This window comes from Mesorhizobium sp. M0898 (assembly GCF_040319695.1).
In the GTDB taxonomy this organism is placed as follows: domain Bacteria; phylum Pseudomonadota; class Alphaproteobacteria; order Rhizobiales; family Rhizobiaceae; genus Mesorhizobium.
Genome location: NZ_JAMYOE010000008.1, coordinates 94,144 through 121,093, shown reverse-complemented (window position 1 = coordinate 121,093; position 26,950 = coordinate 94,144). Strand labels below are relative to the sequence as shown.

Genomic DNA, 26,950 nt, shown 5'->3' with positions numbered 1-26,950 from the left:
CGGCCGCGTTTGCGGCCGGTCGAAATAAGCCGAAACGGTAGCTGCGGCTCTACTTGTCCTTCAGCTTCATCGCCTTCACCGGCGGTGCCTTCAGGGCCGGCGCCGGAGCCGGTTTCTTCGCGTCCTTCTTCGGCTTGCGGGCCTCCTTGCCTGCCTTCATCGCACCCTTAGCCATGATTCGTTCCTCCAGTTGATATCTGGCGAAGTGAAACAAGAGAAAACGTTCGACTGCAAGAGGCCGCTGCCGTGCAGTCGCCTGGCCGATGGGCTGTCAACCGGTTTCTAATTCCCTCGTAAACCGCAGCGGTCCGTGCCATGGTCTTCTTCGCACTGCAGCATCAGCCCTCGCGTTTCGCCGGCTGATGATCAGGCAGGCCGGTCAGGACGACAATGCGGATCCACATCGGTTGCCAGATGAGCTTCGACTTCCCGCAGGAAACACCGCTGATCGCGATGCTAAATGTCCATTATTCGCGCGCATCCGATCTTGAGCGGCCGGACTTCCTGACGTCGAACCCGCCGGTGCCGATCGAGAGCTACCGCGACAGTTTCGGCAATTGGTGCAACCGTTTCGTTGCGCCGGCCGGACGCTTTGCGTTCGGCACGGACGCGGTGATCCGCGACCCCGGCTCCTTCGAGACGCGCGAGCTGACGGCGTGGCAGCACGAGGTGCGCGATCTGCCGTCGGAGACGCTGCTGTTCCTGCTGCCCAGCCGCTATTGCGAGAGCGACGTGCTGTCGAATGAAGCGTGGCGACTGTTCGGCAGCACCCCGCTCGGCATTCCGCGCGTCCAGGCGGTCTGCGACTTCGTCCATAACCACATCGTCTTCAACTATTTCAATGCACGGCCGACGCGCACCGCCGCCGAGGCCTATCGCGAGCAGAGTGGTGTATGCCGGGACTTTGCTCACCTCGCTGTTGCCTTCTGCCGCGCCCTGAACATTCCGACCCGCTACTGCACCGGCTATATCAGTGATATCGGCCTGCCAAAGCCGTGGTCGGACATGGATTTCGCCGCCTGGATGGAAGTCTATCTCGGCGGCCGCTGGCACGCGTTCGACCCGCGCAACAACGCGCCGCGCATCGGCCGCATCCTGATTGCCTCCGGACGCGATGCCGCCGATGTGCCGCTGACCCACATTTTCGGGCCGGGCGCGCTGGCTGGCTTCAAGGTCTGGACGGACGAGGTCGTCGAATAGCCCCGCGCCGCCCTTTTGAACAACTGACCTTGTGAACAACTGGGCACTTCGGGCGTTGTGGGGACTGTGGAGCGTGGGCGGGCGCTCCGCCAATCTCGGTGCATCAACCAAGGCAGCACACCATGGCGGCGCATGGCGGGTCGAAAAAAGTGATCTATGCGGCGCTCGCCGGAAATCTTGCGATCGCACTGACCAAATTCGCCGCTGCCTTGTTCACGGGCAGCTCGGCAATGCTCTCGGAAGGCGTCCACTCGCTCGTCGATACCGGCAATGGCAGCCTGCTGCTTTACGGCATGCACCGTGCCGCGCGCCCGGCCGACCGCACGCATCCGCTCGGCCATGGCCGCGAGCTGTACTTCTGGAGCTTCATCGTTGCGCTCCTCGTCTTTGCACTGGGCGCCGGCATATCGTTCTACGAAGGCGTGACGCACATCATGACGCCGGAGCCGATTGCCAACGCCAAGGTGAACTACGCTGTCCTTGGCCTTTCCTTTCTCTTCGAAGGCACCTCTTGGCTGGTGGCGCTGAAGGAGTTCCGCCACCAAAAAGGCAGCCACGGCTGGCTTGAGGCGGTGCAGCTCAGCAAAGACCCGAGTGTCTACACCGTGCTGTTCGAAGACAGCGCGGCACTTCTCGGCCTCGTTGTCGCCTTCGCCGGGATATCGGCGGCGGAACTGCTGGACATGCCGAAGCTCGACGGCGCCGCATCGATCGGCATCGCGCTCATCCTGGGCGGGACCGCGATCTTCCTGGCGCGCGAAAGCAAAAGCCTGCTGCTCGGCGAGCCGGCTTCGCCCGAGGTGCAAATGAAAGTATTGGCCATCGTCCAGCAGGACCCGGCGGTGCAGCGGGCGAATGGCGTGCTGACGCTGCATATGGGTCCGCAGGAGATCGTCGCCGCTTTGAGCATCGAGTTCGAGGATCATTTGTCGGCGCCGGACATAGAGACCTGTGTCGAGCGCCTCGAGACGCGGCTGAAGGCGGAGATGCCTGAGGTGACGCGGCTCTTCGTCAAGCCGCAGACCACCGGCGCCTGGGAACGCCGGAGCAAAGCCTTGGCGGCGTCCGGAGAGGAACCGCCTGAGGAAAATGGCTGCGCCATCGGGCAGTCCCGGCTATGATCGCAGGCAAAAGCTCCAGGAGGAACGAAGATGAAAATCGACGGCGCGTGTCATTGTGGCGCTATCACTTACGAGGCCGAAGTCGATCCGGAAAAGACCACCATTTGTCACTGCATCGATTGTCAGAAGCTAACCGGAACGGCCTTTCGGGTCACCGTGCCGGCGTCCGAGGACAATTACAGGATCACCAAGGGCACGCCGAAGATCTATATCAAGACCGGTTCGAGCGGCGCCAAGCGCGCCCAGGCATTTTGCGGTGAGTGCGGCTCGCATCTCTACGCCACGTCGGCGGGCGAGGGACCGAAGGTTTACGGTATCAGGGTCGGCACGGCACGGCAGCGCGAGCAACTGGTGCCGAGAAAGCAGATCTGGCACCGCTCGGCGCTGCATTGGCTGCCGGAATTCGAAGGCACAACCATCATCGAGGAGCAGTAGCGCCAGACCGGGGCGAAGCCTCCGGTTCCGGCGCAGCTCTCAATCGTCGCCTTCGACGACCCTTAGCCTCAACTGCCCGGTTTTCGAATCGGCGACGCGCGGGCTGCTTTCCGCTTTTGCTCCGCTGCCATTCGAACCAGCGGTGTCCTCCGCCGGCTGCACGCCAAACTCCAGCGCCTCGATCTTTTGTCCGCGCCTGGTCACCTTCGATGTCGAGACCAGAATGTCGTCGATATCCTTGGCCGATTGGCCAAAATGCGTCTGCAATTTGCGCACCCGCTCGTCTAGCCGGGAGACGTCTTCCATCAGCCGGATAACCTCGCCCTGGATCAGGTGTGCCTGCTCGCGCATGCGGGCATCCTTGAGGATCGCCTGGATGACCTGGATCGACAGCATCAAAAGCGATGGCGAGACGATGACGATCCGTGAGCGATGCGCCTTCTGGACAACGGCCTCGAAATTCTCGTGGATTTCGGCGAACACCGATTCCGAAGGCACGAACATGAAGGCGGTGTCCTGCGTCTCGCCCTGGATCAGGTATTTTTCGGAAATATCGCGGACATGCACCTCAATGTCGCGGCGGAAAGCCTGTGCGGCGGTCTTCTGCAGTTCGGCGCCTTCGGCGGCCCGGATGGCATTCCAGGCCTCGAGCGGAAACTTTGCATCGATGGCAAGCGACGGTGCGCCGTTCGGCATCTTTACCAGGCAGTCGGGCCGGCTGCCATTCGACAAGGTCGCCTGGAATTCATAAGCGCCGTGCGGCAATCCGTCGGCGACGATGGCTTCCATACGCGACTGGCCGAAGGCGCCGCGCGTCTGCTTGTTGGAAAGGATCGCCTGCAATTGCACGACCTGGCCGGCCAGCGACTGGATGTTGCCTTGCGCAATATCGATGACCGCCAGCCGTTCCTGCAGCTTGGCGAGGCTCTCATGCGTCGATCTCGTCTGCTCGGTCATGGTCTGGCCCAGGCGGCCGGTCATGGCATCGAGACGCTGGCCGATCGACTGTGTCAGTTCCGCCTGGCGCGCCCCGAACACTTCGGCGATGGCGCCCATGCGGCCCTGCATTTCCGCTTGGGATTGCAGAATGCCGGCCATCCGCACCTCGGCGTCGCGGGCGTGGTCGGCGGCTTCGGCGGCCGCCACTGCACGCGCCTTGGCCGATCGCCAGAGCGCAACGACGAGCGCCACGAACAGTCCAAGGAACAGCATTGCGCCGAAACCCAGGGCATGGCCGAGCGTGATCGTGGTGGCGCCTAGGCGGGCGACAGGTTCGGACAGGATGGTGGCCAGATCGTTCATGTCGACAGCATAGATGATTCGGTCTGCCAGCACAGATCAAAACGTGAACGACCCGAAGGCGCCCCGGTTGACGCTTTTCCTGCGAGGTCTTAGGTGAGACGCCATGTCGATCAAGCCGCTTATCATCCTTCCCGATCCCGTCCTGCGTCAGGTTTCAAAACCGGTCGAGCGTGTCGACGGCGATTTGCGCAAACTGGCCGGCGACATGCTGGACACCATGTATGACGCGCCCGGCATCGGCCTCGCAGCGATCCAGGTCGGCGAACCCTTGCGCATGCTGGTGATCGACCTGGCCAAAGAGGACGAGACGCCGGCACCGCACGTCTTCATCAATCCCGAAATCCTCGAAAGCTCCGACCAGCGTTCGGTCTACGAGGAAGGCTGCCTGTCGATCCCGGATTACTATGCCGAGGTCGAGCGTCCGGCGGCGGTGCGGGTGAAGTTTCTCGACCGCGACGGCAAGCTGCAGGAGATCGAGGCCGAGGGGCTGATGGCGACCTGCCTGCAGCATGAAATCGACCACCTCAACGGCGTGCTGTTCATCGATTACATCTCCAAGCTGAAGCGCGACATGGTGGTCAAGAAATTCAAGAAGCTCGCCAGGGACAAGGCGCCGGGCAAGATGGTGGGGTAGGCGTCGACGAATGCCCCTGCGTGTCATCTTCATGGGTACGCCCGAATTCTCCGTGCCGACGCTGCGGGCGATTGCCGGGGCCGGGCACGAGTTGGCAGCCGTCTACACGCAGCCGCCGCGCGCCGGCGGCCGGCGCGGGCTCGAACTGACGCCGTCGCCGGTGCAGCGCGAGGCGGAGCGGCTTGGCATCGAGGTGCGGTCGCCGGTGTCGCTGAAGGGCGAGGCGGAGCAGGAGGCGTTCCGCGCCTTAGGTGCCGACGTCGCCGTGGTCGTCGCCTACGGGCTGCTCCTCCCCAAACCCATTCTCGAGGCGCCGCGGCTCGGTTGCCTCAACGGCCACGCATCGCTGCTGCCGCGCTGGCGCGGCGCTGCCCCTATCCAGCGCGCCATCATGGCCGGCGATACCGAAACGGGCATGATGGTGATGCGGATGGAGGAAGGCCTCGACACCGGCCCGGTGGCAATGGTTGAAAAATGCGCCATTGGACCCGACATGACGGCCGGCGATCTGCACGATCGGCTGATGGTCTTGGGTGCTTCGCTGATAGTGCAAGCGCTCGAACGGCTGGAGCGGAATACGCTGACATTTACCACACAGGCGGAGGTGGGGGTGACCTACGCCAAGAAAATCGATAAATCGGAGACTCGCATAGACTGGCTGCGACCTGCCGGCGACGTGCACAACCAGATTCGCGGTCTGTCGCCCTTTCCCGGTGCATGGTGCGAGGCCGAAATCGGCGGCCGCGTGGAACGGCTGAAACTGCTTCGCTCGACGCTCTCGCAAGGCGCCGGCGAACCGGGAGGAATTCTCGATGACCGGCTGACAGTCGCCTGCGGGTCAGGCGCGATCAGGCCGGTCGAAGTTCAACGTGCGGGCGCAAGGCCCATTGCCGCGCAGGAGTTTCTGCGCGGCGCCAAGCTCGAAAAAGGAATGAAATTGTCATGAGCATGATGTCCATACGCGCGGCGACGCCGCGGGACCGCGAGGCGATCCGCCTTGTCGAAGAACACGCATTCGGCCAGCAGGCGGAGGCCGGACTGGTCGACGCGCTGGTCACAGGCGGTGATGCCGTCGTCGAACTGGTGGCGGACGAAGACGGGCAAGTGGTCGGGCATATCCTGTTTTCACGGCTTTTCGTGCAGAATGGCGGCAAGAGCTTCCCGGCGGTGGCTTTGGCTCCTTTGGCGGTCGAGCCGTCGTTCCACGGCACCGGCATCGGAGGTGTGCTGGTCCGCGAGGCGCATATCCGCCTGAAGGCTGCTGGCGAGACGCTCGCCGTGGTGCTCGGCGATCCGGCTTACTATGGCCGTTTCGGCTACAGCCGCGCCCGTGCAGCAAAATTCGAGAGCGAGTACCAAAGCGAGGCTTTGCAGGCGCTTGCCTGGGGCGAGGCGCCGGAGACCGGCATGCTGGTCTACGCCTCGGCCTTCGGCTCAGCCCTCGCCGCCTGATTTCGCCTCGATCCGGGAATGCCGCGTTTTCGCCTCGACATCGAATATGACGGCAGTCTCTTCGCCGGCTGGCAGCGCCAGGCCAACCAGCCTTCGGTGCAGCAGGCGATCGAGCGGGCGATCGAGAAGTTCTGTGGCGAGCAGGTTTCGCTGCGCGCCGCCGGCCGCACCGATGCTGGCGTCCATGCGACCGCTCAGGTGGCGCATGTCGATCTGATCAAGGCATGGCCCGGCGACAAGGTGCGCGACGCCGTCAACGCGCATCTGCAGGCGGCCAAGGTGCGCATCGCCATCCTGAAGGCCGCCGTCGTGCCGGATGGCTTCGATGCGCGTTTCTCGGCGATCGGCCGCCATTACCTCTACCGCATCGTCAATCGCCGCGCGCCGGCGGCGCTCGACAAGGGCAAGATCTGGTGGGTACCGAAGCAGCTCGATGCCGGTGCCATGCACGAAGCGGCAAAGGTGCTGCTTGGCCGGCATGATTTCACCACTTTCCGCTCGACCCAGTGCCAAGCCACCAGCCCCGTCCGCACGCTCGACCGGCTGGATGTCAGCCGGGCGGGCGATTTCATTGAGGTCCGCGCTTCGGCGCGGTCATTCCTGCACAACCAGGTGCGCTCGATGGTCGGCTCGCTCAAACGTGTCGGCGAAGGCGGCTGGACTGTTGCCGACCTCAAGGCGGCGCTTGAGGCGCGCGACCGTGCGGCCTGCGGTCAGGTGGCGCCGCCCGACGGGCTGTTTCTCGTCGGCGTCGATTATCCGACGCCGGGCTGATCCGGAACGCTGATCCCGAGCAGCGCCTGCAGGCCGAACAGGACGATCAGCGACGCCACGAACATGCCGGCAAAAACGGCGCTGCCGGTGGCCGCACCCCTGCCGATCGCAACGTTGGTCATCCGCCAGGTCAAGACCATCGACAGCGCGAACAACAGCAGCGACACCAGTCCGGAGACTTCGTTGGCCGATGTCAGGAAAAGCCGGATCAACGCCGATGGCAGCATCATCCAGGCGATGATCGCCGAGGCCCAATTGCTGGCCACGACATAATGGACGAAACGGCCGCCGACGCCGACCCGCGGCGCCACCAGGGCGAGGCCTATGAGCGGCAGCACCCAGGCGCCGATATCGACGGTGGCCAGGCGGATCAACATGCTGAAACGGCCGACGAATGCGTTGGGATCGCCGATCTCGTTGGCAATACCGACCCAGCCGACGATCAGTGCCGGCGCCGCGACGACGATGGCAAAAAAGGAGTTCCAGAAACCGTCCGCCGAAAGGTCGAGCAGGCGAAATCCGTCGGCCTTGCCGAGCATCAGCCGCCAGGCACCGGCAAGCGAAGCGTAGGTTTCATCCGCTGAAAGCATCACTAGGATATGTCCTGCGCAAACCAGTCTTCAACGAAGCGCAGATAAATCTGCGTCAGCGTCTCGAGGTCGGCAATCGCCACGCGTTCGTCGACCATGTGCATGGTCTTGCCGACCAGTCCGAATTCGACCACCGGACAATAATCCTTGATGAAGCGGGCATCGGAGGTGCCGCCGGAGGTGGAGAGCGCCGGCTTCCTGCCGGTCACCGCCTTGATCGAGCCGCCAAGCGTCTCGATCAACCTGTCGTCGCGTGTCAGGAAAACGTGGCTCGGTCCGTCGCGCCAGACGATCTCGTAGTCGACCGGCGTCTTCTTGCCGGCGCGGTATTTCTTGCGTTTCGCCGCCCGGTCGAGGCGGTTGTGGATCTCGGCCTGGATCGTCTCGGCGGTCCATGTGTCGTTGAAGCGAATATTGAAGGTAGCCGCCGCCTTCGCCGGGATGACGTTGGTGGCAGGGTTGCCAACGTCGATGGAGGTGACCTCAAGATTGGTCGGCTGGAAATCCCTTGTTCCGTTGTCGAAGACGGGGTGAAGCAAGGCGTCGACCAGCGTCACCAGGCCGCGCACCGGGTTGTCGGCTAGCTGCGGATAGGCGGCGTGGCCCTGGCGGCCGTTGACGACGACCGTGCCGGAGAGCGAGCCGCGCCGGCCGATCTTGATCATATCGCCGAGCGCGTCGGGATTGGTCGGCTCGCCGACGATCGCAGCATGCCATTTCTCACCCTTGGCAGCCGCCCATTCGAGCAGCTTCGTCGTGCCGTTGATCGCCGGCCCTTCCTCGTCGCCGGTTATCAGCAGCGAGACCGACCCCTTCGGGCCGCCCTTCTGCGCGATATGTCGCGCTACCGCCGCGACGAAACAAGCAATGCCGCCCTTCATGTCGACGGCGCCGCGGCCGAACATCTCGCCATTGGCGATCTCGGCGCCAAAGGGTGGGTGCGTCCAGGCTGTTTCATCGCCCACCGGCACCACATCGGTATGGCCGGCAAACATCAGATGCGGGCCGTTGCCGGAACGCCGCGCGTAAAGGTTCTCTATGTCAGGTGTGCCGGTTTCGGAAAACACCGGGCGCTCGACGGCAAAGCCGAGCGGCTTCAACATTTCTTCCAGCGCGCTCAGCGCACCGCCTTCGGCGGGCGTCACGGAAGCGCAGCGGATGAGAGCAGCCAGATTTCTGGTCGGATCGGTAGGCAGCGTCATGGGCAAAAGCGATAGTCGAAAGCGCAAGTCCTGTCACGGCCAGACATAAGGGCCAGCCATGCCGCCGACATTATGGTTTTCATGCCGTATAGTTGCGGCAAGGCCTCTCGACCAGGACAGGGCCATCGCATGATCACGCATGGCAGGACGATCGTAATCGCCGGTGCCGGCAGTATCGGATGCTACGCCGGCGGCTGCCTGATACTTGCCGGGCGAAAGGTGGTTCTGCTGGCGCGGCCTCGCATCGAGAAGGCGCTGCAAAAAGGCGGATTGTGCATCACCGACCGTGATGGCCGCGACCGATCCGTCAAGCCGGAGGCATTGTCGGTCACCGCCGATCCGGCCGCGGCATTCCGCGGTGCCGATGTCATCCTGCTAACGGTCAAGAGCGGCGCGACGCAGGACATGGCCGGGCTTATTGCGGCCCACGCTCGACCGGATGCGGTGATACTCAGTCTCCAGAACGGCGTCGACAATGCCGATAAATTGCGAGCCCATCTCACCGCCCGGCGGGTGCTCGCGGGCATGGTGCCGTTCAACGTGGTCCAATCGGCGGAGGGCGAATTGCCGCTTCGTCTGCACCGCGCCAGCGGCGGCAAGGTGATGATCGAACAGGGCGCGACAGGGCTTGACGAACTGCTCGACGTCGAGGGCTTTGCGTCGCCACGCATGGCGACATCGAAGCGGTGCTATGGGGCAAGCTGCTGCTCAACCTCAACAACGCGCTGGTGGCGCTTTCCGGCCTGCCGCTGGCGGCAGAGCTTGCCGATCGCCGCTGGCGGCTGATCCTGGCCGGCCAGATCGACGAAGCATTGGCGGCAATGACGGCGACAGGCATCGAACCCGCTCGCATCGCCGGCCTGCGTCCCGCGCTGCTGCCGAAAGTGCTTCGCCTGCCCGACTGGCTGTTCAAGTTCTTGGCGCGTCGGATGCTTGCCATCGATCCGGCCGCGCGTTCGTCGATGTGGGACGACCTTCAGCGCCGCCGGCCGACGGAGATCGGCGAACTGCAAGGCGCGGTCCTGCGTTTGGCCGAAAACGCCGGCACGCCGGCACCTTTGCTGAAGCGCGTGACGGCACTGGTGCGCGCGGCCGAGCAGAAGAGGCGCGGATCGCCCTGCCTGTCGCCGGAAGCCGTCGCTGCCACCGTCAAGATCGTAGCCCGCACAGGCGCCCAGTAACGGCCCTTGCCGGTGCGCTTGGCTTCGTACAGCGCATGGTCGGAACAGGTGAGCAGGATTTCCGGATCGCCGCCGTCGGCGGGTGCGAAGGCGCTGCCGACGCTCAAGCCGACATGGATGGCGGAACCGACCCCGAGGTCGAAAGGCACCGAGACCTTTTCGATGGCCCGCTTTGCCAGGTAGGTGGCCTCGATCTCCGAGGTTGCGGGCAAAAGGATGACGAATTCATCGCCGCCAATGCGGAAGACCACGTCCCCCGGACGGAAGCCGCGCTTCAATCGTTCGGCCACCTTGCGCAGCAGCACGTCGCCGACGGCGTGGCCAAAACGGTCGTTGACCTGTTTGAAACCGTCGAGATCCATGCTGAGCACTGCAAACGGCTTGCCGCCATTGGCGGCCGGCGCCGCAAGGTCGCGGCACATGTCGCGCAATTTCTCCTGCAGGAAGATGCGGTTTGGCAGGCCGGTCAGCGCGTCCTTGATGGCCAGGTCGCGATTGTCCAGTTCGGCGCGGATCATGCGGGCATTGATTGCGTGGTTCTGAAGCAGCACGATGATGACGCCGACCACATAGAACGGCGTTTGAATTCCGACGATCGGCATTCCGGGCGCCGCAGAAAACAATGCGCCGACCACGTAAGGCAGGCTTACGGCCAACATGACGAATATGGCGAAGCGCGGGGTCGCCGCATTGCGTGACGACACCACGCCGACGACGCCTGCGACATTCAAGGCGGCAAGTACGGAAAGCGCCATATTCCCGCTGGCAACACAGCCATAGCAGCCGAGGCCGAAAACGACCGACCAGACGCCGCTGGCTGCCATCAGGCCCGCCAGCGGCCCTTTCGAGCCGCGCCTGCGGGCCTGCTCGCATTCCCGCATCAGCAGAACGCGGACGGTGAAAAGCATCAGGTCGGCGGCAATCCAGGCGTAGGGCCACCAATCCCCGGTGGCAAGAGCGGCGCTGACTGCAACCAACAGAACGCTGATGGTGCCGAACAGGACTGCGAATTTGCGGTCGAAGGTGGTGTCGAGAAGCCGGGCGCGGACAGCTTCCGGTTCCAATTTCATCGGCGAAGAGAACCAGGCAAACAGGCGAGCGGCGGCGCTCCACGTTTTGCGCGGCTCCTTGGTGATCAGGGATAGGTCGCTTGCCAGTCGAGCGCTCCGTGCCGGTCGACACAGTCTTCGCCGGCATGCTGGGCCAGGGTGATTAACATTCGCTTAGAGCATCCGGCGCAAAACCGGGCTTTCGGAACTCCCCGTTCCGCCGCTCTGGAGCAATTCCAGGAAAAGTGTGAAGCGGTTTTCCGTCCGGAATTGCGTCAAAACAAAAAGATACAGCGGTTCGGCGTTTCTGCGAAACGATGAACCGTTCTAGCCGATCTGCCGCCGGGTCGCCGGTTTTAGCTTGCCGGCCCCGGTCGTCTGCGGACTGCAGGCCGGCGCGGCGGGCCCGGCTCGGGATCGGTCTTCGCCGCACGTGCCGGCTGCCCATGAGGGGTTTCGATCAGCGTGATCTTCTGCCAGATCTTTCGCGAGAGGTTCGAAGCCAGGTTCTCGATGTCATTGACGCCGTCGATGACCACGGCGTCATTCACCGATTGCGCGAACAGCGCGGCGATCTTGCCGGTGATCGACAGCATTTCGGAGCAGTAGTCGAGATAGCGGGCAAGGTCGGCGGCGTTGGTGATGCGGGCTGGCGAATGCGCAGTCGGCTTGAAACTGGCTGAAAGCGTTGCCGGATCCTTGGTCAGCTGGTGCATGTCGATGACGTGGATCAGCGACCGCAGCCCGTGGAGCTGGCGAAACACCCGCTTGCGCTTGATCCGCTCCTCGGAGCGAATCAGGGCCAGGAAGCCCAGCACCGCGAGGATGATCATGTTGAGGGAGGCTTCGATGCCTTGCACCGACTGGAAGGCATCGTGGTTTCCCGAGATGCGGCCGAGCGGCAGGATTGTGCCGACGAACAGGAACATCAGCGCTCCGACGACGAAGGCGGCGATGATGAGGCCGCGCAGCCACCAGATCGGCGCCTCCAGCGCCTTGGCTGCCTTTGCCAGATCGCGCGACAGCGACACGAGCTCGGCGGCGACGCCGCGCAAGCCTGCATCGGGAAAGCGCTCGGCGACGCGCCCTTCCAGCCGTTCGGCGGTTTCGAGGATCAGTTTCGGATCAAGCGAGCGGTAGCGCATGACGAAATGTCCGATCGGTGCTCAGGGTTCGGCCGGGGCGTTGGTGCGCTTGCCGTAGCGGTTGGGGCCGGGTTGCCCTGGAAACAGGCAAAGCACGAGGAAAGCGATGATCGAGACAACCGGCACGAACAGCACCAGCGCCGCAACGCCCGGCTTGTCGAGGTCGTGCAACCGCTTGACCGCCAGCACGACGTTCGACCAAAGCGAGGCAATGAAGGCGATGAAGAAAATGAACGACCACATGTTGCTCTCGGTGGTGCCCTCCGGCACCAGCGTGAAACGGTAGAGCGGGAAGGCCTGTATGATGGCCACCAGCAGTCCTCCAAGAAAATAGGCCGCGCGGCTGACGCGGCCCGAAGCTTTGAAGAAAAGCCAGATGAGGTCGGATCTTTCAGGCAAGCGAATTCCGTCCGTGTTCGTTGAGAAAGATCAATCGCGAAGCAATTCGTTGATCGAGGTCTTGGACCGGGTCCTGGCGTCGACCCGCTTGACGATGACGGCGCAGTAGAGGCTGGGGCCGGGCTCGTTGTTTGGAAAAGGCTTGCCCGGCAGCGAGCCGGCGACGACGACGGAATTAGGCGGCACCTCGCCGTAGAAGATCTCGCCGGTGGCACGGTCGACGATCTTGGTCGACTGGCCGATGAAGACGCCCATGCCGAGCACCGAGCCTTCGCGAACGATGCAGCCTTCGACCACTTCGGAACGGGCGCCGATGAAGCAATTGTCCTCGATGATGGTTGGGCCGGCCTGCATCGGCTCCAGCACACCGCCGATGCCGACGCCGCCTGACAGATGCACATTCTTGCCGATCTGGGCACAGGAGCCGACCGAAGCCCAGGTGTCGACCATGGTGCCGCTGTCGACATAGGCGCCGACATTGACGAAGGACGGCATCAGCACGGCGCCGGGCGCGACGTAGGCGGAGCGGCGCACGATCGACGACGGCACGGCGCGGAAGCCCGCCTTCTCGAAATCGACGGCGCTCCAGCCGTCGAATTTTGAGGGCACCTTGTCCCACCATACCGCCTGACCGGGACCGCCCTCTATGATCTCCATCGGGGTGAGCCGGAAGGACAGCAGCACCGCTTTTTTCAGCCACTGGTTGACGTGCCATTTGCCGTCGGCCTGCCGCTCGGCGACGCGTGCGACGCCCCGGTCGAGCAGGTCGAGCGCCGATTGGATGGCCTCGCGCGTCTCGCCGCGGGTTGCGGTCGAAATCGTGTCGCGTTCCTCGAAGGCGTTCTCGATAATCTCCTCGAGGCTCGCGAGATCGGGCTTCGACATGAATTCGCTCCATTACCAAGCTGTTAAGGGCCGGCGCCTTAACCTGTTTGAAAGTCGCGCGGACCCTATGTGAAGGCTTGGGGAGGGTCAATCGCGGCAGCGTCACGGGACGGCGCAGGTGAATGATTGGACGGGTAAAGCAAATATGACTCCCATGGAAAAGGCGGGATGGACGCCGCTGCCGCATTCGGACGAGGATCTGGAGCGGTCGAGAAGCGTGCCGGACACGCCGCAAACGCGCGCGGAGACATATCGGCTGGCCTGGAACGATCCCGATTTCATGACGCGGCGCGAGTTGCGTGCGGTCAGACTGCAGCTCGAACTGCTTAAACCGGAGATGATCCTGGCCGAGCGCGGCATCCAATCGACCGTCATCCTGTTCGGCGGCGCCCGCATTCCCGAGCCCGGCGGCGAAGCCTGGGCGGCCAAGAATGAGACGCAGAAGAAGAACCTCGAGCAAAACAGCAAATATTACGAGGAGGCGCGCAAATTCGCCCGCCTCTGCTCACAGCAGTCGGCCACCTCGTACTATCGCGAATTCGTCGTGGTGACCGGCGGCGGGCCGGGTGTCATGGAGGCCGGCAATCGTGGCGCCGACGATGTTGGCGCGCCGTCGATCGGTCTCAATATCGTGCTGCCACACGAGCAGGCGCCAAACGCCTACGTGACGCCGGAACTCTGCTTCAACTTCCACTATTTCGCGGTCCGCAAGATGCATTTCGTCATGCGTGCCAAGGCCGTTGCGGTGTTTCCAGGCGGCTTCGGCACGATGGACGAGTTCTTCGAGACGCTGACCCTGATCCAGACCGGCCGCATGGAACGCGTGCCGGTCATTCTGTTCGGCAAGGCTTTCTGGGCAAAGGCGATCGACCTCGATTTCCTCGCCGAGCAAGGCACGATCACACCCGGCGATCAGGATATCATCGATTTCGTCGACACCGCTGACGAGGCCTGGGGGATCGTCAGCCGCTTCTATAAACTTTGACATGCAAGCAAGGACTTGAAGCGCGCCGGCTGCCTCAAGCAGGGACTTCCACGATCGCCGTGAGAAAGCTGGCGAGGTCGTCGGTGACGAAGTCCACATCGTCCTCGTTGGCCGGGTCGCGTTCCCAGATTTCCGAGAAGGTCGGCTCGAAATTGCGCGGCACCACCAGCACCGTAGTCATGCCCAGCGATTTCGGCACCGACAGGTTGCGGGCAAGATCTTCGAACATCACCGCATTTTGTCCGGTAACGGCGTGGAGTTCGGCAAATTTCTCATAGGATTGCCGCGCCGGCTTCGGGTTCAGTCCGGCTGCGACGATATCGAAAATATCATCGAAATGCTCGAGAATGCCCAACTGCCGCGCGGTGCGTTCGGCATGCCGGCGATCCCCGTTGGTGAAGATGAATTTACGGCCGGGAAGCTGGCGAATGGCGGTGCCTAGGACGGGATCTGGAACCAGCCAGGAATAATCGATGTCGTGGACCTTCTCAAGAAAATCATCGGGGTCGATGCCGTGGCGCGTCATCAATCCGTTCAGCGTCGTGCCATATTCGCGGTAGAGCTCCTTTTGCAGCTTGCGTGCTTCCTCGCGCGGCAGCGTCAGCAATTCTCCGACGTAGGCGGTCATCTTCACATCGATCTGCGAGAACAGATTCGAATGATGCGGATAAAGCGTATTGTCGAGATCGAACACCCAGTCGGTGACATGGGCAAAGCGGGCGGGGTCGGGAAGTGTGGTCATACGTCCTTATGGCATGAAACGATCTTTCTAACAGGAGGTTTATCCACAACCTATGCGCGCCCTGGGTGGTAAAAATGGCGCCCTGATTAAAATCTTAAGCATCGCCGAAAGGTGACATTCAGCGCTTTGCTGGAACCAAGGCGGACCAGTGGGAGCAAGCGATGAATCGCATATTTCTAAAGTCTGCCGCCATCGCTTTCGCCTCCGTCGCGGTCTCGCTTTTGCTGACGCTGATCGTTGTGCCGGCAATGGGATTTTCGATCAATCGCACCATCTGGCTGACATCCACTCTGTGCCCACTCGTTCTGGCCTGGGGCGCTGGCGCCTATACATTCTGGCAGGGCAAAAGGTTGCAGACCGCGCATCGCGAGCTCGCTCGCGCCCATGCCCAACTCGCCGCCGCGCACAGGCGCTTGGCGGAAAAGGCGAGCCGCGACGACATGACCGGCATGCTCAACCGCGAAAGTTTCTTTGCCGCTCTCGACGGCTCCCGGCGCAAATCCGATCGCGGGGCATTGCTGATCGTCGATGCCGACCATTTCAAGACCATCAACGACAGTACGGCCATCTGATCGGCGACGATGCGCTGCTCCTGATCGCAAACGCGATAGAGCGTGGCGTGCGCAGCGGCGACGTGCTTGGCCGCATCGGCGGCGAGGAATTCTGCGCCCTTCTGATTGGTGCCACCGAACACGAGGCCAGGCGCGTCGCCGAGCGCATCCGGCGTGAAGTCGAGCGTATCCGTTTCCGGCCCGTCGACGAACGAACGGTTCCGCTGACAGTCAGTATTGGCGGCATCACCTGCGGCAGAGACGCCGCAGTGTCGGAGCTAATGCGCGCCGCCGACCAGCGGCTCTACGAGGCCAAGCATCGCGGCCGCAATCTGTCGATCATCGACCGCGATATTTCCGAAGCCGCCTGAGCTCGGCCCTAAGCCTTCTGCTGCATTCAACCGCGCCGCTGCCAGACTGTCAAAATCCGAAGATGGCGATGCGGAACAGCAGGGCGGCCGCCGCCAGCGCCACCAGAGCGATGCCAAGGCCAATGGGAGAGCCCCAGCCATACCAGTCCATCGCCAGCTTGGCATATTTGAACTCCTCGGCCGGTGTGAGTGGGCCGCGCGTCGGGGTCTGATTCATGTTTCACTCCTTGCAGGCTGCGACAGGCCTTGCCTTGCGCCTGATGCAGCATATTACTATAATAGCCATAATGTTAGGTAGTTTGATAGTTAGATGATCGAAATAAATTCGTCAAGCATGAATCGGGCCGACATGAAGACCGCCATCGGCCTTGCCATTATGGGCTGGCAGGACGCAACGCAGGCTTATGACGAGGCAGTGGGCGATAGGCTTGGGCTGAGTATGGCGGAACGCCATTGCCTAGCGCTGCTCTATGGCGGCCCGCGATCGGCTGGCGAGGTCGCGGCCGCAACAGGGTTGACGCCGGCCGCGGTCACCGCGCTGATCGACCGGCTGGAGGCACGCGGCCTGCTGACACGAACGCGCAGCCTCGAGGACAGGCGCAAGGTGGTCATAGAGGCGACGGAACTCACGCGAGAACTATCGACGCGCTATTATGGCGCGATCGCGCAGGAGGGGGAAAAGGTGATCGCCACATTTAGCGACACTGAACTCGCCACGATCCTGCGCTTCGTTACGGCGTCGCTCGACCTTCAGCGCGACCAACTGGCCCGGCTGAAGGCCGAGGCTTTGGAAACAGCCGACAGCCTATAGGCTCGCCGGGTCGAGCGCTGGCTCGCCTTTGCGGCGCGCCACGATCGCCGCAAGATCGGCGGTCTCGAAAGCATCACGCAGGGCGGCGAACGACGGCAGCACGAAATAGGCACGCTGGAACTTGTCGATCTCGTAGCCGGTGCGCATCACGGTTTCCAGGTCGAAGGGGACATGGTGCGCCTCACCGCCTTCGACCGCGAACTGAAGCTCCGTGAAGGATGACATAAGCCCGGCGCCGAAAGCCTTCAGCGGCTGGCCCGGCTCGCGTATCAGCCCGTATTCGACGGTGTACCAGTAAAGCCTGGTGATCATCTCGTCGCCGCCGAGCGCAATCACGCTGTCGGCCCTTTTGCCATACATCTGCATGAAGTCGGCAAAGACCGGCTGCGTCAGGATCGGCACGTGACCGAAGAAATCGTGGAACATGTCGGGCTCGACAATGTAGTCGAGCTCCTTTTGGGTTCGCAGCCAGTTGGTGACCGGGAAGCGGCGGTTGGCGAGGTGGTCGAAGAACGGCGCGGCGGGAATGAGCCCCGGCACGGCGACGATCTCCCAGCCGGTGAACTTGCGCAGCTTCTCGCTGACCGCACCGAAATCCGGGATCTTGTCGAGAAGACCGAGTGCCGCAACGCCGTCGAGGTAGGAGTGGTGGGCGAGCTTCCTGGTCAGCTTCGTCTGGCGGTCGCACAGCGTGCGCCACACCGCCTGTTCTTGGTCGCTGTAATTGTAGCCCTGCGCCACGGTGAAATCGGCACGGCAGACCGAATAATCGCCGCGAAGGCCTCGCGCCGCGCATTCGCGGGCATAGTCGGCAACGTTCATTGTCATGGCTTGCTCTCCCTGGAAATCATGATCAGCGGATTGCCGGAAATTCTAGCGGGATGGCGCGAGGCAAATCAGCTTTGATGGTGGCTCAAATGCGGGGTTGGAGGTAAAAGACTCCACGATCGAGCTTTGGGAGAGTGAAAATGCCTCAGTTTGATGAATTCGAGATCAAGATGCTCGATATCCTGCAACGCGACGGGCGCAAGCCGGTCTCCGAATTGGCGCAGGAGATTGGGCTGTCAACGACACCTTGCGCGCGGCGCTTCGAGGCCCTTCAGCAAGCGGGCATCATAAAGGGCTTTGCTGCGGTGCTCAGCCGCCGCGCCGTCGGGCTGATGGTCGAAGTGTTCATCCAGGTGCGCCTCGTAACCCACAGCGACGGCTCGCCCGAAACCTTTATCGCCGCCGTGCAGCGCATGGACGAGGTGTCGTCGTGCTGGACGATGACTGGAGACTACGATTTCCTGCTGCATGTCATGGTGCCGTCGGTCGACGAGCTCAATGCCTTCGTCATGCACCGGCTGATGCGGCTCGAAGGCGTGCGCGACGTACACACACAGCTTGTGCTGCAGAACATCAAGGGGCCCGGCCATGTCCCGCTTGCACATCTCAGACGATAGGCATTTCTGCGGAAAAGCTGCACACAAACTGCTGAAGCGAGCCAATCTCCGGAACTAGATCGCCGACTACGACATGCGGACCGCCATTGCATAAGGCCCGCCATGAAAATCGTCCTGATCAACCCGCCGCATACCGCCATCGGCAGCCGTGTGCCGGACGACCATCTGCCGCCGCTCGGTTTGCTGGCACTGGGCGGTCCGCTGATCGACGCGGGACACGAGGTGCGGCTCGTCGATGCCGAATTCGGGCCGATGCCGCTTGCCACGCTGGTCCGGGACGCCTTGAGCGATCATCCCGACTGCATTCTGATCGGCCATTCCGGCTCGACCTCTGCGCATCCGACAGCCCTGCTGATCGCCGGCATGGTCAAGCACATCGATCCGGCGACAATCCTGATTTATGGCGGCGTGTTTCCGACCTATCACTGGCGCGACATACTGGCCGAAACGGATGCCTTCGACGTCATCGTTCGTGGCGAGGGCGAGGCGACCATCGTCGCGCTGGCCGAAGCGCTGGAGAAACGCAAGCCGCTCTCGGCTGTGGCGGGGATCGCTTTTGCTGACGATGTGCGCCGTCCTTTTGCCACCCGGCCGGCAAGGACGATCGCCAATTTCGACGATTACCGCATCGGCTGGGAACTGATCGACTTCAGTCGCTACAGCTATTGGGGCGGCAAGCGCGCAGTAGTCATGCAGTTCTCGCGAGGCTGTCCGCATCTGTGCAACTATTGCGGCCAGCGCGGCTTCTGGACGCGCTGGCGGCACCGCGACCCCGGGAAGTTCGCGCGGGAGATTGCCTGGCTATACCGCGAGCATGGCGTCGAGCTGATCAACCTTGCCGACGAGAACCCGACGTCGTCCAAAAAAGCCTGGCGAGCCTTTCTCGATGCGATGATCGCCGAGAATGTGCCGGTGCTGATCGTCGGCTCCACCCGCGCCGACGACATCGTCCGCGACGCCGACAGCCTGCATCTCTATCGCCAGGCCGGCGTCATCCGCTGGCTGCTTGGCATGGAAAATACCGACGAGCAGACGCTTGCATTGATCCGCAAGGGCGGCAGCACCTCGTCCGACCGCGAGGCGATACGGCTGCTGCGCCTCAACGGCATCTTGTCGATGGCGACCTGGGTGGCCGGTTTCGAGGACGAAAGTTTGCGCGACCTCTGGCGCGGCTTCCGCCAGCTGATCGCTTATGACCCCGACCAGATCCAGGCGCTCTATGTAACGCCCCACCGCTGGACGCCGTTCTTCAGGATTGCCAAGGTGATCCAACTGGACGCCCGCCTGTGGGACTACAAGCACCAGGTGCTGCGGATGACGCGCCTCAAGCCGTGGATGTTGTTCTTCGCCGTCAAGCTGATCGAACTGGCCGTGCAGTCGCGGCCCAAGGCGCTGGCGCGCATCCTGTTCCACAAGGATCCGGAGCAACGGCATTCGATGCGCTGGTACACCAAAATGGGCCGCCGCGTCTGGTTCCGCGAAGTCGGGGGCTTTCTGGTCCGCGACCGCCGCCTGAAAAATGGCCCGACGCTCGCCGAATTCTGGGGCGCGCCGCAAGACGAGGAAGAAGAATCGATGGTTGTCGAACGCCTGTCGCGTCAGTCCGTGACCGCTATTTCGCCAAACGCTTGAGCCCCTCAGACACCCGGCCTCACGGCACGATCAGCGTGCCGGCGCCGTGTTCGGTGAACAGCTCGAGCAGCACCGCATGCGGCGTCTTGCCGTTGAGGATGACGACGCCTGCGACGCCGCGCTCGATTGCCTCGATGCAGGTCTCGACTTTGGGGATCATGCCGCCCGAGACCGTGCCATCCTTGATCAGGGCCTTGGCCTCGGCCACGGTCAGCTCGTCGATCAGCTTCTTGTCCTTGTCGAGCACGCCGGGCACGTCGGTAAGGAACAGCAGGCGCGTCGCCTGGCAGGCGCCGGCGATGGCGCCGGCAAAAGTGTCGGCGTTGATGTTGTAGGTATGGCCGTCGCGGCCGGGCGCCACCGGCGCCAGCACCGGGATCATTTCGGACCGCGCCAGGAGGTCGAGCAATGTGCGGTCGACCTCGACAGGCTCACCAACGAAGCCCAGGTCGAGCACCCGTTCGATGTTGGAATCCGGATCGATCATGGTCTTTCGTGCCTTTTCGGCAAACACCATGTTGCCGTCCTTGCCGCACAGGCCGATCGCCCACTCGCCCTCGGCATTGATCAGCGCGACGATCTCCTTGTTGATCGACCCGGCCAGCACCATCTCGACAATCTCGACGGTCTTCTGGTCGGTGACGCGCAAGCCGCCCTCGAATTTGGATTCGATGCCCATCTTGCTGAGCATGGCGCCGATCTGCGGCCCGCCGCCATGCACGACGATCGGGTTGACGCCGGATTGTTTCAAAAGTGCGATGTCGCGGGCGAAAGCCTTGCCGAGCGCGATGTCGCCCATCGCGTGGCCGCCATATTTCACCACGACCGTCTTGTTCTCGTAGCGCTGCATATAGGGCAGCGCCCTTGAAAGCAGCGCGGCCTGCATTTCGGCGGTGGCGGCGACATCCGTCATCGGCGTGGTTCCCAGCTTGGCATGAACGGCGGCGTCTTAGCGGGAATTGGACGAGGGGGCAAACGGCTTTGCTGTCACGATCGATCAAATCACCGCCTATGCCGGCCGCTGCAGCGGCGCCCGTCGGCCCAGCCAGCCCGAGATCCTTTCCATCTGCGCGGCGAACGACAAAAGCGTTTCCTCGTCGCCGGGGCGGCCGGCGGCCTGGACGCCGAGCGGCAGGCCGGCATCGGTGACGTAAACCGGAAGCGTGATCGACGGTTGCCCGCTGACGTTCTGGATCGCCGGCCAGTGGGTGAACCACAGGCTCTTGTCCATCAGCTGGCCGAATAGCGGCTTGAACTTCAGCAGGCCGGCGAGGCGCAGTCTGTCCAGGACATTCTCGATGAATTCGTCGGCGCCTTTCGGGTCCATGGTGCCGCAGGCGAGCGGCGGGTGCGCGATGACAGGCATCAGCACTGCATCATAATGCGCGGTTTCGGTGATAAGCCGGCGCGAGGTTGCGTGCAGCCGCTGCAGGCCGGCATAGATTTCGCCGGCCGAGAGGATTTCTCCGAACCGGCTCATCACGCGCGTGGCGCGTTCGATGTCGCCTGAGATGGAGCGGCCGACGCGCAAGGCCTCGCCACGCATCGTGCCGGCCACCGCCGCGGCGACGGTTCTGGCGAAATCGGCGATGAAATCACGATCGATATAGGGCAGGTCGATCTCCTCGACGCCGTGCCCGCCTTCGCGCGCCAGCCCGATCGCCGCATCCAGAGCTTTCAACGTCTCTTCCGATATCGGCAAGCCGAGCGGCGATTTTCGATAGAAGGCGAGCTTGAGCTTGCCCGGATCGCGCCCGGCGGCCGCAGTGAAACTGCCGTTCGGCGAGGGTGCCGCGTAGGGCGACAGCGGGTCGGGCCCGTGGGTCAGGTCGAGCAGCAGGGCCGTATCGCGCACCGAGCGGGCCAACGCATGGTCGACGACGAAGCCGTACCAGCTTTCCGTGACGAGCGGCGTCAAGGGTACGCGGCCGCGCGAGGTTTTCAGCCCGACCAGCCCGGTGCAAGCGGCAGGCACCCTGATCGAGCCGCCGCCATCCGAGGCATGCGCCACCGGCACGACGCCGGCCGCGACCAGCGCAGCCGCACCGCCCGAGGAACCGCCGGTCGTATGCGCGGTGTTCCATGGATTGCGGGTGACGCCGTAAGCCACCGACTCGGTCACCAGCCTCAGCCCGTGTTCGGGTGCGGTGCTGGTGGCGATCGGGATCAGGCCGGCGGCCAGATAGCGTTCCGTCATCACCGAACTGAAATCGGGGGTGAAAGCTGGGATGCGGCTGCCGCCATGCGTCGGCACGCCTTTCATGGCGATGCCGAGGTCCTTCAGCGCAAAGGGCACTCCGGCAAGCGGCAGCTTGTGGTCGACGGTTTTCGCTCGCGCCCGCGCCGCCTCAAAAAGCGGTTCGGCGATGGCGTTGATCTCGGGCAGGGTGGCCTCGGCCCGGGCGATCGCCGCATCGACGAGATCTTGCGGTGTGATCTCTCCCTTGTGCACGAGTGCGGCCTGGCCGGTTGCGTCATGCTCCCACAGAACCCGCTCGATCGACATGGTCGCCCTCCCGCTCATTGCAAGCTAGCGGGCGGCGATTTCATTGGCAATCGACGCTGGCGCTGCCGGTGCGCAAGACCATTTCAGTCGTTGCAAATGCATTGCAATCGCCTAATTTGGCGGCGGATGACGCCGCAGGACATCAGCAACCTGATTGTCCGGACTTCGATGAAGGACCGGGCTGCGTTCGATCTGCTCTACCGGCAGACCAGCGCGAAACTTTTCGGCGTCTGCCTTCGTGTATTGAAGGATCGGGGAGATGCTGAAGAAGCGCTTCAAGAGGTCTTCGTCAAGATATGGACGAAGGCGGACCGTTTCGCCGTTTCGGATCTGAGCCCGATCTCCTGGCTGGTGGCCATTGCGCGCAATCATGCGATCGATCGGATCAGGGCGCGGCGAGAGCCTGCCGCCTATATCGATGCCGCGCTCGACGTGGCCGATCCGGCGCCGGGGCCGGAGGCCATGGCCGTGGCGGGCGGTGAGTCCGAACGCATCTACCATTGTCTCAAGGAATTGGAGAAGGACCGGGCGGCGGCCGTCCGGGGCGCCTATCTGGATGGCAAAAGCTATGCCGAACTGGCGGAGCGCTATGGCGTACCGCTGAACACGATGCGGACCTGGCTGCGGCGCAGCCTGTTGAAACTGAGAGAATGCCTGGAAAGATGACGCTGGCTGACGACAATGGACCGGAACGTGGGGGCGACGACCTGTTCGCCGCCGAATACGTTCTTGGCGTTCTGGCCGCCGATGAACGCGAGATCGCGTCGCGCCGCATCGATGCGGACGCCGCCTTCGCGCGCCTTATCGATGCGTGGGAGGCGCATCTTTCGCCGATGGCCGCCGCCTATCCGGAGACAGAGCCTCCGATCAGGGTCAAGGAAGCATTGGACCGCCGGCTGTTCGCTGCAGAGCCGCGCGCCGGCCTGTGGTCGAGCCTTGGCTTCTGGCGCGGTCTTGCCGCCGCCGCCATTGCGGCGCTGGCGATCTACATCGCCGTGCCTTACTTCCGCCCGTCCACCGAACCGCCGCAGGCGCGGCTTGTCGCCTCGCTGGCGGCCGAAGGCAGCGACGTCAAATATCTCGTCGTCTACGATGCCGCCCGTCACGAGGTCGGTCTTTCCCACGTTTCCGGCGAGCGGGCCGCCGGCAAGGACTTCGAGCTGTGGATGATCGAAGGCAAGAAGGCGCCGGTGTCGATGGGCGTCATCCCGGCCGGTGCGACCGCGCATTTGCCCATCCCGCCCGCCGTCCAGGAGAAATTGGCGCAAGGCGCCGTGCTTGCGGTCAGCGTTGAGCCTGCCGGCGGTTCACCGACCGGCCAGCCGACTGGACCGGTGGTCGCAGCGGGCGATCTGAAGAGCATCTGACCGCTTCTCATCTCCGGAAGCAGACCTGAAATCTATCTCCCGTGATTTAAACGCCTGCAAAGCTTGTTAGCGGCTGTCGATCCGCGCCGGGCAAATTGCAGCGACAAATATTTTTTTGCGGAGAGGGCGAAACTCCAGCATTTCTATCGCGTATATCCTTGCGTTCCCAAATGAGGGGAACGATAACCAGAGGAGATTGAAATCATGCGTAAATTCGCCACCCTTTTGCTTGCCGGCACGGTCGCCATTTCCGCGCTCGCCACCATTGCCTATGCTCAAAATCCGATGGTCGGCGGCGCCGCCATGTATGCCCAGAAAAACATCGTCGAAAATGCTGTCAACTCGAAGGACCACACGACGCTGGTCGCTGCCGTCAAGGCAGGCGGCCTGGTCGATACGCTGCAAAGCGCTGGCCCCTTCACTGTGTTCGCGCCGACCAACGAGGCCTTTGCGGCACTTCCAGCCGGCACGGTGGAGACGCTGCTCAGGCCTGAAAACAAGGACAAGCTCGTCAAGATCCTGACTTGCCATGTCATCGGCGCCAAAGCGATGGCCGCCGACGTCGCCAAGATGGTCAAGAACGACGGCGGCACCCACAAGGTCAAGACGGTCGGTGGTTGCGAACTGTCGCTCAAGGCCGACGGCGGCAAGGTCACCGTGACCGACGAGAACGGCAACGTCGCCAATGTGACGATCGCCGATGTCGAGCAGTCCAACGGCGTCATCCACGTCGTCGACAAGGTTCTCCTGCCGAAGATGTAACAAACGCACGCTGCCGGCGAAGATATCGCTAAGGGCCTCCCTGCGCACACTCCGCGCCGTTCACGCAAGATGTGGATAGGCGCGGAGTCCCGCTTTGAGGACAGCGATCGTCACCGGCTTTTGATTTCCGTGTGGCGGTCGAATTTGGCACAAGCAATGACAGGAGGAATGGCCATGAACCGTCGCGAGCTTCTTTTGAGTGGTGCGGCAGCCATTGGCGTTGTCGCAGGCGCCACCGCGCTGCGCATGGGCGGAGCCCAGGATGCACGCGCGGCTGAGACTTTCGAGGTTACCAAGACCGAAGCCGAGTGGCGCGCCATCCTGTCCGACGCGGCCTTCAATGTGCTGCGCAAGGAGGGCACGGAATACCCGGGCACCAGTCCGCTGCTCAACGAGCACCGCAAAGGCATCTTCGCTTGCGCCGGCTGCGGCCTGCCGGTCTATTCGTCAGAGACCAAGTTCGATTCCGGCACAGGCTGGCCGAGCTTCTGGCAGGAAATCCCGAAGTCCGTCGGCAAGACCGTGGACAGGTCTTTGGGCATGACCCGCACGGAGGTCCATTGTCGCCGCTGCGGCGGCCATCTCGGCCACGTATTCGACGACGGTCCGCCGCCGACCGGGTTGCGACACTGCATCAATGGCGTTGCCTTGACCTTCAAGCCGGCGACGGCGTGAGGACGGCTGCGACCCTGACTTTGTCGGAGCGCGAGAGGACTTCGTAATGGTTGATTTTGCGCATGACCCCGAAAATCGCTTTTCGGGGTCATGCGGAGGGCGCCAGGCGGGGAATCCAGCGCGCCTCAATGGCCTCCACCACCGCCGCCTTGAGCGGCTGGCTTGCGGATCACCAGGGTGAAGAGCCCAAGCGTCGCGAACAAAACCGTCAGCATGAAGAATACGTCCATGAACGACAGCAGCGACGCCTGCTGCTGGACCATGCCTGACAGTTTGGAGATAGCCGCCTTGGAGGCGTCGAGCCCGGCGGTCTGCTCGAAGTTGAGCGTCATATTCTGCAGCTTCTGCTGTGCAGCGGCACTTCCCCATTGCACGTGCTCGGAGAGCCTGGCGTAGTGGAAGGCATTGCGGTCGATCAGCACGGTGTTGATGACTGCCAGGCCGACGGCGCCGCCGAGATTGCGGGTCAGGTTGAACAGGCCAGACGCATTCTTCAGCCGCTCCGGCGGCAAGGTTCCGAGCGCAATGTTGTTGATCGGCACCATGCAAAGCATCATCGAGCAGCCACGCAGGATCTGCGGGATCAGCAGTTCATAGAAATCCCAGTCGGCGGTGAGATGCGTCATCCACCAGGTCCCCGTGGCGAAGCCGAAGAAGCCGATCATCATCATGATGCGCGGGTCCATCTTGTTCGACAGGATGCCGGAGATCGGCGCAGTGAAGAACATGGCCAGGCCGCTGACGAACAGCGCCTCGCCGATCATCATCGAATCGTAGCCGCGGATCCGCCCCAGGAACACCGGATAAAGATAGGTCAGACCGTAGAGGCCGATGCCGACGACGAAGGAGAACAGCGAGCCGAAGGCAAAATTGATATTGCTGAAAGCCCTCAGATCGACAATCGGCTCCTCGGCGGTGAACACGCGCCAGAAGAACAGCACCGCGCCGAAGGTCATGATGACGGCGCAGATGAACACCGCCTGATCCTGCAGCCAGTCGTTGTTGGGACCTTCCTCCAGCACATATTCCATGCAGCCCAGGAAGGCGGCCATGCCGGCGAGCCCCCACCAGTCGAACTTGCTGAACAGCTTGAGATTGGGTTTGTCGAAGTCGATCAGCGACCAGGCGGCCGTCGTCACCAGAATGCCGGGCACGACGTTGACCATGAACAGCCAGTGCCAGGACATGGCATGGCTGATATAGCCGCCGACGGTCGGGCCGATGGTTGGCGCCAGCGTCGCCACCAGGCCGATCATCGGCGAGACGATGGCGCGACGCGACGGCGGGAAGATGGTGAAGGCGGCTGCAAAGACGCTCGGGATCATGCCGCCGCCGATGAAGCCCTGCACGGCGCGGTAGACGATCATCTGGTCGATATTGGTTGCGGTCGCCGCCAGCGCGCTGGCCGCGGTGAAACCTGCCGCCGAGATTGTGAACAGCACCCGCGTCGACAGCATCCGGCTGAGGAAGCCCGACAGCGGGATCATTACCACCTCGGCAATCAGATACGCCGTCTGCACCCACGGAATCTCGTCCGAACTGGCGCTGAGGCCCGCCTGGATCTCGGCCAGCGAGGCCGAGACAATCTGGATGTCCAGGATGGCCATGAACATGCCGAACACCATTGCCAGGAAGGCGATGACGCGGCGCGTCGAGATGTGGTCGACCGGCACCGGCATGGCTGGCGCCGGCGCCGATCCTGCAATTAGGGTTGCGGTCGCCATGACCCTTGCT

The 26,950-nt window shown here is 63.0% G+C and carries 28 protein-coding genes and 3 pseudogenes; 17 read left to right on the top strand and 14 right to left on the bottom strand.

Annotation, left to right across the window (positions count from 1 at the left end):
- Positions 1-49 precede the first annotated feature (49 nt).
- Complete coding sequence (locus tag NKH90_RS12530) at positions 50-175, bottom strand: hypothetical protein (protein ID WP_013528464.1); 126 nt, start codon at positions 173-175, stop codon at positions 50-52.
- 215 nt (positions 176-390) lie between these two features.
- Here NKH90_RS12530 and NKH90_RS12525 point away from each other — a divergent pair, with 215 nt between their 5' ends.
- From NKH90_RS12525 to NKH90_RS12515, 3 genes are all read left to right on the top strand, one after another.
- Positions 391-1,200: a transglutaminase-like domain-containing protein gene (locus NKH90_RS12525; protein ID WP_352501143.1), complete on the top strand. Its 810-nt coding sequence runs from the start codon at positions 391-393 to the stop codon at positions 1,198-1,200.
- Between the two features lie 122 nt (positions 1,201-1,322).
- Positions 1,323-2,321 carry a cation diffusion facilitator family transporter gene (locus NKH90_RS12520; protein ID WP_352819598.1) on the top strand — a complete coding sequence of 333 codons (999 nt, stop codon included), beginning with the start codon at positions 1,323-1,325 and terminating at the stop codon, positions 2,319-2,321.
- A gap of 30 nt (positions 2,322-2,351) precedes the next feature.
- Positions 2,352-2,756 carry a GFA family protein gene (locus NKH90_RS12515; RefSeq protein WP_023676952.1) on the top strand — a complete coding sequence of 135 codons (405 nt, stop codon included), beginning with the start codon at positions 2,352-2,354 and terminating at the stop codon, positions 2,754-2,756.
- A gap of 39 nt (positions 2,757-2,795) precedes the next feature.
- Here NKH90_RS12515 and NKH90_RS12510 read toward each other — a convergent pair whose 3' ends face one another.
- A complete protein-coding gene (locus tag NKH90_RS12510; protein WP_352819596.1) occupies positions 2,796-4,058 on the bottom strand; it encodes a DNA recombination protein RmuC in 1,263 nt (420 codons plus the stop codon).
- A 103-nt stretch (positions 4,059-4,161) separates the two neighbouring features.
- Between NKH90_RS12510 and def the strand changes: the two genes are divergently transcribed.
- Genes def through truA form a run of 4 tightly spaced genes read left to right on the top strand, consistent with a single transcriptional unit; the run spans position 4,162 to position 6,918 of the window.
- Positions 4,162-4,692: a peptide deformylase gene (gene def / locus NKH90_RS12505; RefSeq protein ID WP_352539945.1), complete on the top strand. Its 531-nt coding sequence runs from the start codon at positions 4,162-4,164 to the stop codon at positions 4,690-4,692.
- Between the two features lie 16 nt (positions 4,693-4,708).
- A complete protein-coding gene (gene fmt, locus NKH90_RS12500) occupies positions 4,709-5,638 on the top strand; it encodes a methionyl-tRNA formyltransferase (protein ID WP_352540034.1) in 930 nt (309 codons plus the stop codon).
- The gene (locus tag NKH90_RS12495) at positions 5,635-6,144 is read left to right on the top strand and encodes a GNAT family N-acetyltransferase (protein ID WP_352819594.1); all 510 of its coding nucleotides are present in this window, start codon (positions 5,635-5,637) and stop codon (positions 6,142-6,144) included. Before fmt ends, NKH90_RS12495 begins: the two co-directional genes overlap by 4 nt.
- Positions 6,145-6,162: 18 nt before the next feature.
- Positions 6,163-6,918 carry a tRNA pseudouridine(38-40) synthase TruA gene (gene truA, locus NKH90_RS12490; RefSeq protein WP_352819592.1) on the top strand — a complete coding sequence of 252 codons (756 nt, stop codon included), beginning with the start codon at positions 6,163-6,165 and terminating at the stop codon, positions 6,916-6,918.
- Here truA and NKH90_RS12485 read toward each other — a convergent pair.
- Entirely contained in the window at positions 6,900-7,508 is a 609-nt protein-coding gene (locus NKH90_RS12485) for a transporter (protein ID WP_352455970.1), read from the bottom strand. The genes truA and NKH90_RS12485 overlap by 19 nt on opposite strands.
- Positions 7,509-7,510: 2 nt before the next feature.
- A complete protein-coding gene (gene dapE / locus NKH90_RS12480) occupies positions 7,511-8,710 on the bottom strand; it encodes a succinyl-diaminopimelate desuccinylase (protein ID WP_352819590.1) in 1,200 nt (399 codons plus the stop codon).
- 129 nt (positions 8,711-8,839) lie between these two features.
- Here dapE and NKH90_RS12475 point away from each other — a divergent pair.
- Positions 8,840-9,891 (top strand): annotated as a pseudogene (locus NKH90_RS12475) (2-dehydropantoate 2-reductase).
- 8 nt (positions 9,892-9,899) lie between these two features.
- Here the strand turns inward: NKH90_RS12475 and NKH90_RS12470 are convergent.
- The 4 genes and pseudogenes from NKH90_RS12470 to dapD all read right to left on the bottom strand — a co-directional run.
- Positions 9,900-10,409 (bottom strand): annotated as a pseudogene (locus NKH90_RS12470) (GGDEF domain-containing protein); the annotation flags it as partial.
- A gap of 887 nt (positions 10,410-11,296) precedes the next feature.
- Positions 11,297-12,085: a hypothetical protein gene (locus NKH90_RS12465; protein ID WP_352455973.1), complete on the bottom strand. Its 789-nt coding sequence runs from the start codon at positions 12,083-12,085 to the stop codon at positions 11,297-11,299.
- A gap of 21 nt (positions 12,086-12,106) precedes the next feature.
- Positions 12,107-12,484 (bottom strand): DUF805 domain-containing protein, encoded by a 378-nt coding sequence (locus NKH90_RS12460; RefSeq protein WP_352539950.1) that lies wholly within the window; start codon positions 12,482-12,484, stop codon positions 12,107-12,109.
- A gap of 30 nt (positions 12,485-12,514) precedes the next feature.
- Complete coding sequence (gene dapD / locus NKH90_RS12455) at positions 12,515-13,369, bottom strand: 2,3,4,5-tetrahydropyridine-2,6-dicarboxylate N-succinyltransferase (RefSeq protein ID WP_352455975.1); 855 nt, start codon at positions 13,367-13,369, stop codon at positions 12,515-12,517.
- A gap of 145 nt (positions 13,370-13,514) precedes the next feature.
- Between dapD and NKH90_RS12450 the strand changes: the two genes are divergently transcribed.
- Complete coding sequence (locus NKH90_RS12450) at positions 13,515-14,354, top strand: LOG family protein (protein WP_352455976.1); 840 nt, start codon at positions 13,515-13,517, stop codon at positions 14,352-14,354.
- Positions 14,355-14,388: 34 nt separating this feature from the next.
- Here NKH90_RS12450 and NKH90_RS12445 read toward each other — a convergent pair whose 3' ends face one another.
- Complete coding sequence (locus NKH90_RS12445) at positions 14,389-15,096, bottom strand: pyrimidine 5'-nucleotidase (RefSeq protein ID WP_352455977.1); 708 nt, start codon at positions 15,094-15,096, stop codon at positions 14,389-14,391.
- Positions 15,097-15,257: 161 nt separating this feature from the next.
- On the opposite strand from NKH90_RS12445, the pseudogene NKH90_RS12440 reads away from it, so the two are divergent.
- Positions 15,258-16,018 (top strand): annotated as a pseudogene (locus NKH90_RS12440) (GGDEF domain-containing protein).
- 49 nt (positions 16,019-16,067) lie between these two features.
- Here NKH90_RS12440 and NKH90_RS12435 read toward each other — a convergent pair.
- Positions 16,068-16,235 (bottom strand): hypothetical protein, encoded by a 168-nt coding sequence (locus NKH90_RS12435; RefSeq protein WP_352744285.1) that lies wholly within the window; start codon positions 16,233-16,235, stop codon positions 16,068-16,070.
- 93 nt (positions 16,236-16,328) lie between these two features.
- Here NKH90_RS12435 and NKH90_RS12430 point away from each other — a divergent pair, with 93 nt between their 5' ends.
- Complete coding sequence (locus NKH90_RS12430; RefSeq protein WP_352819588.1) at positions 16,329-16,829, top strand: MarR family winged helix-turn-helix transcriptional regulator; 501 nt, start codon at positions 16,329-16,331, stop codon at positions 16,827-16,829.
- Here the strand turns inward: NKH90_RS12430 and phhA are convergent.
- Positions 16,824-17,657 carry a phenylalanine 4-monooxygenase gene (gene phhA / locus NKH90_RS12425; RefSeq protein ID WP_352819586.1) on the bottom strand — a complete coding sequence of 278 codons (834 nt, stop codon included), beginning with the start codon at positions 17,655-17,657 and terminating at the stop codon, positions 16,824-16,826. The two genes, NKH90_RS12430 and phhA, sit on opposite strands and share 6 nt — an antisense overlap.
- A 140-nt stretch (positions 17,658-17,797) precedes the next feature.
- On the opposite strand from phhA, the gene NKH90_RS12420 reads away from it, so the two are divergent.
- Positions 17,798-18,274 carry an Lrp/AsnC family transcriptional regulator gene (locus NKH90_RS12420; protein WP_023677481.1) on the top strand — a complete coding sequence of 159 codons (477 nt, stop codon included), beginning with the start codon at positions 17,798-17,800 and terminating at the stop codon, positions 18,272-18,274.
- 102 nt (positions 18,275-18,376) lie between these two features.
- On the top strand, positions 18,377-19,906 hold the full coding sequence (bchE, locus tag NKH90_RS12415) for a magnesium-protoporphyrin IX monomethyl ester anaerobic oxidative cyclase (protein ID WP_352819584.1): 1,530 nt from the start codon (positions 18,377-18,379) through the stop codon (positions 19,904-19,906).
- A gap of 19 nt (positions 19,907-19,925) precedes the next feature.
- Here the strand turns inward: bchE and argB are convergent, their stop codons facing one another.
- A complete protein-coding gene (gene argB, locus NKH90_RS12410; protein WP_023677482.1) occupies positions 19,926-20,819 on the bottom strand; it encodes an acetylglutamate kinase in 894 nt (297 codons plus the stop codon).
- A 96-nt stretch (positions 20,820-20,915) separates the two neighbouring features.
- Positions 20,916-22,412: an amidase gene (locus NKH90_RS12405; protein ID WP_352819582.1), complete on the bottom strand. Its 1,497-nt coding sequence runs from the start codon at positions 22,410-22,412 to the stop codon at positions 20,916-20,918.
- Positions 22,413-22,538: 126 nt separating this feature from the next.
- On the opposite strand from NKH90_RS12405, the gene NKH90_RS12400 reads away from it, so the two are divergent.
- From NKH90_RS12400 to msrB, 4 genes are all read left to right on the top strand, one after another.
- The gene (locus tag NKH90_RS12400; RefSeq protein WP_023677484.1) at positions 22,539-23,078 is read left to right on the top strand and encodes a sigma-70 family RNA polymerase sigma factor; all 540 of its coding nucleotides are present in this window, start codon (positions 22,539-22,541) and stop codon (positions 23,076-23,078) included.
- On the top strand, positions 23,075-23,779 hold the full coding sequence (locus NKH90_RS12395; protein WP_352682418.1) for an anti-sigma factor: 705 nt from the start codon (positions 23,075-23,077) through the stop codon (positions 23,777-23,779). The genes NKH90_RS12400 and NKH90_RS12395 overlap by 4 nt, the downstream gene beginning before the upstream one ends.
- 204 nt (positions 23,780-23,983) lie before the next feature.
- On the top strand, positions 23,984-24,541 hold the full coding sequence (locus tag NKH90_RS12390) for a fasciclin domain-containing protein (protein WP_023677486.1): 558 nt from the start codon (positions 23,984-23,986) through the stop codon (positions 24,539-24,541).
- A 174-nt stretch (positions 24,542-24,715) separates the two neighbouring features.
- Positions 24,716-25,216 (top strand): peptide-methionine (R)-S-oxide reductase MsrB, encoded by a 501-nt coding sequence (gene msrB / locus NKH90_RS12385; RefSeq protein WP_352682583.1) that lies wholly within the window; start codon positions 24,716-24,718, stop codon positions 25,214-25,216.
- Between the two features lie 125 nt (positions 25,217-25,341).
- Here msrB and NKH90_RS12380 read toward each other — a convergent pair whose 3' ends face one another.
- Positions 25,342-26,940, bottom strand: coding sequence for a DHA2 family efflux MFS transporter permease subunit (locus NKH90_RS12380; RefSeq protein WP_502898830.1), 1,599 nt, complete (start codon positions 26,938-26,940; stop codon positions 25,342-25,344).
- Between the last annotated feature and the right edge of the window lie 10 nt (positions 26,941-26,950).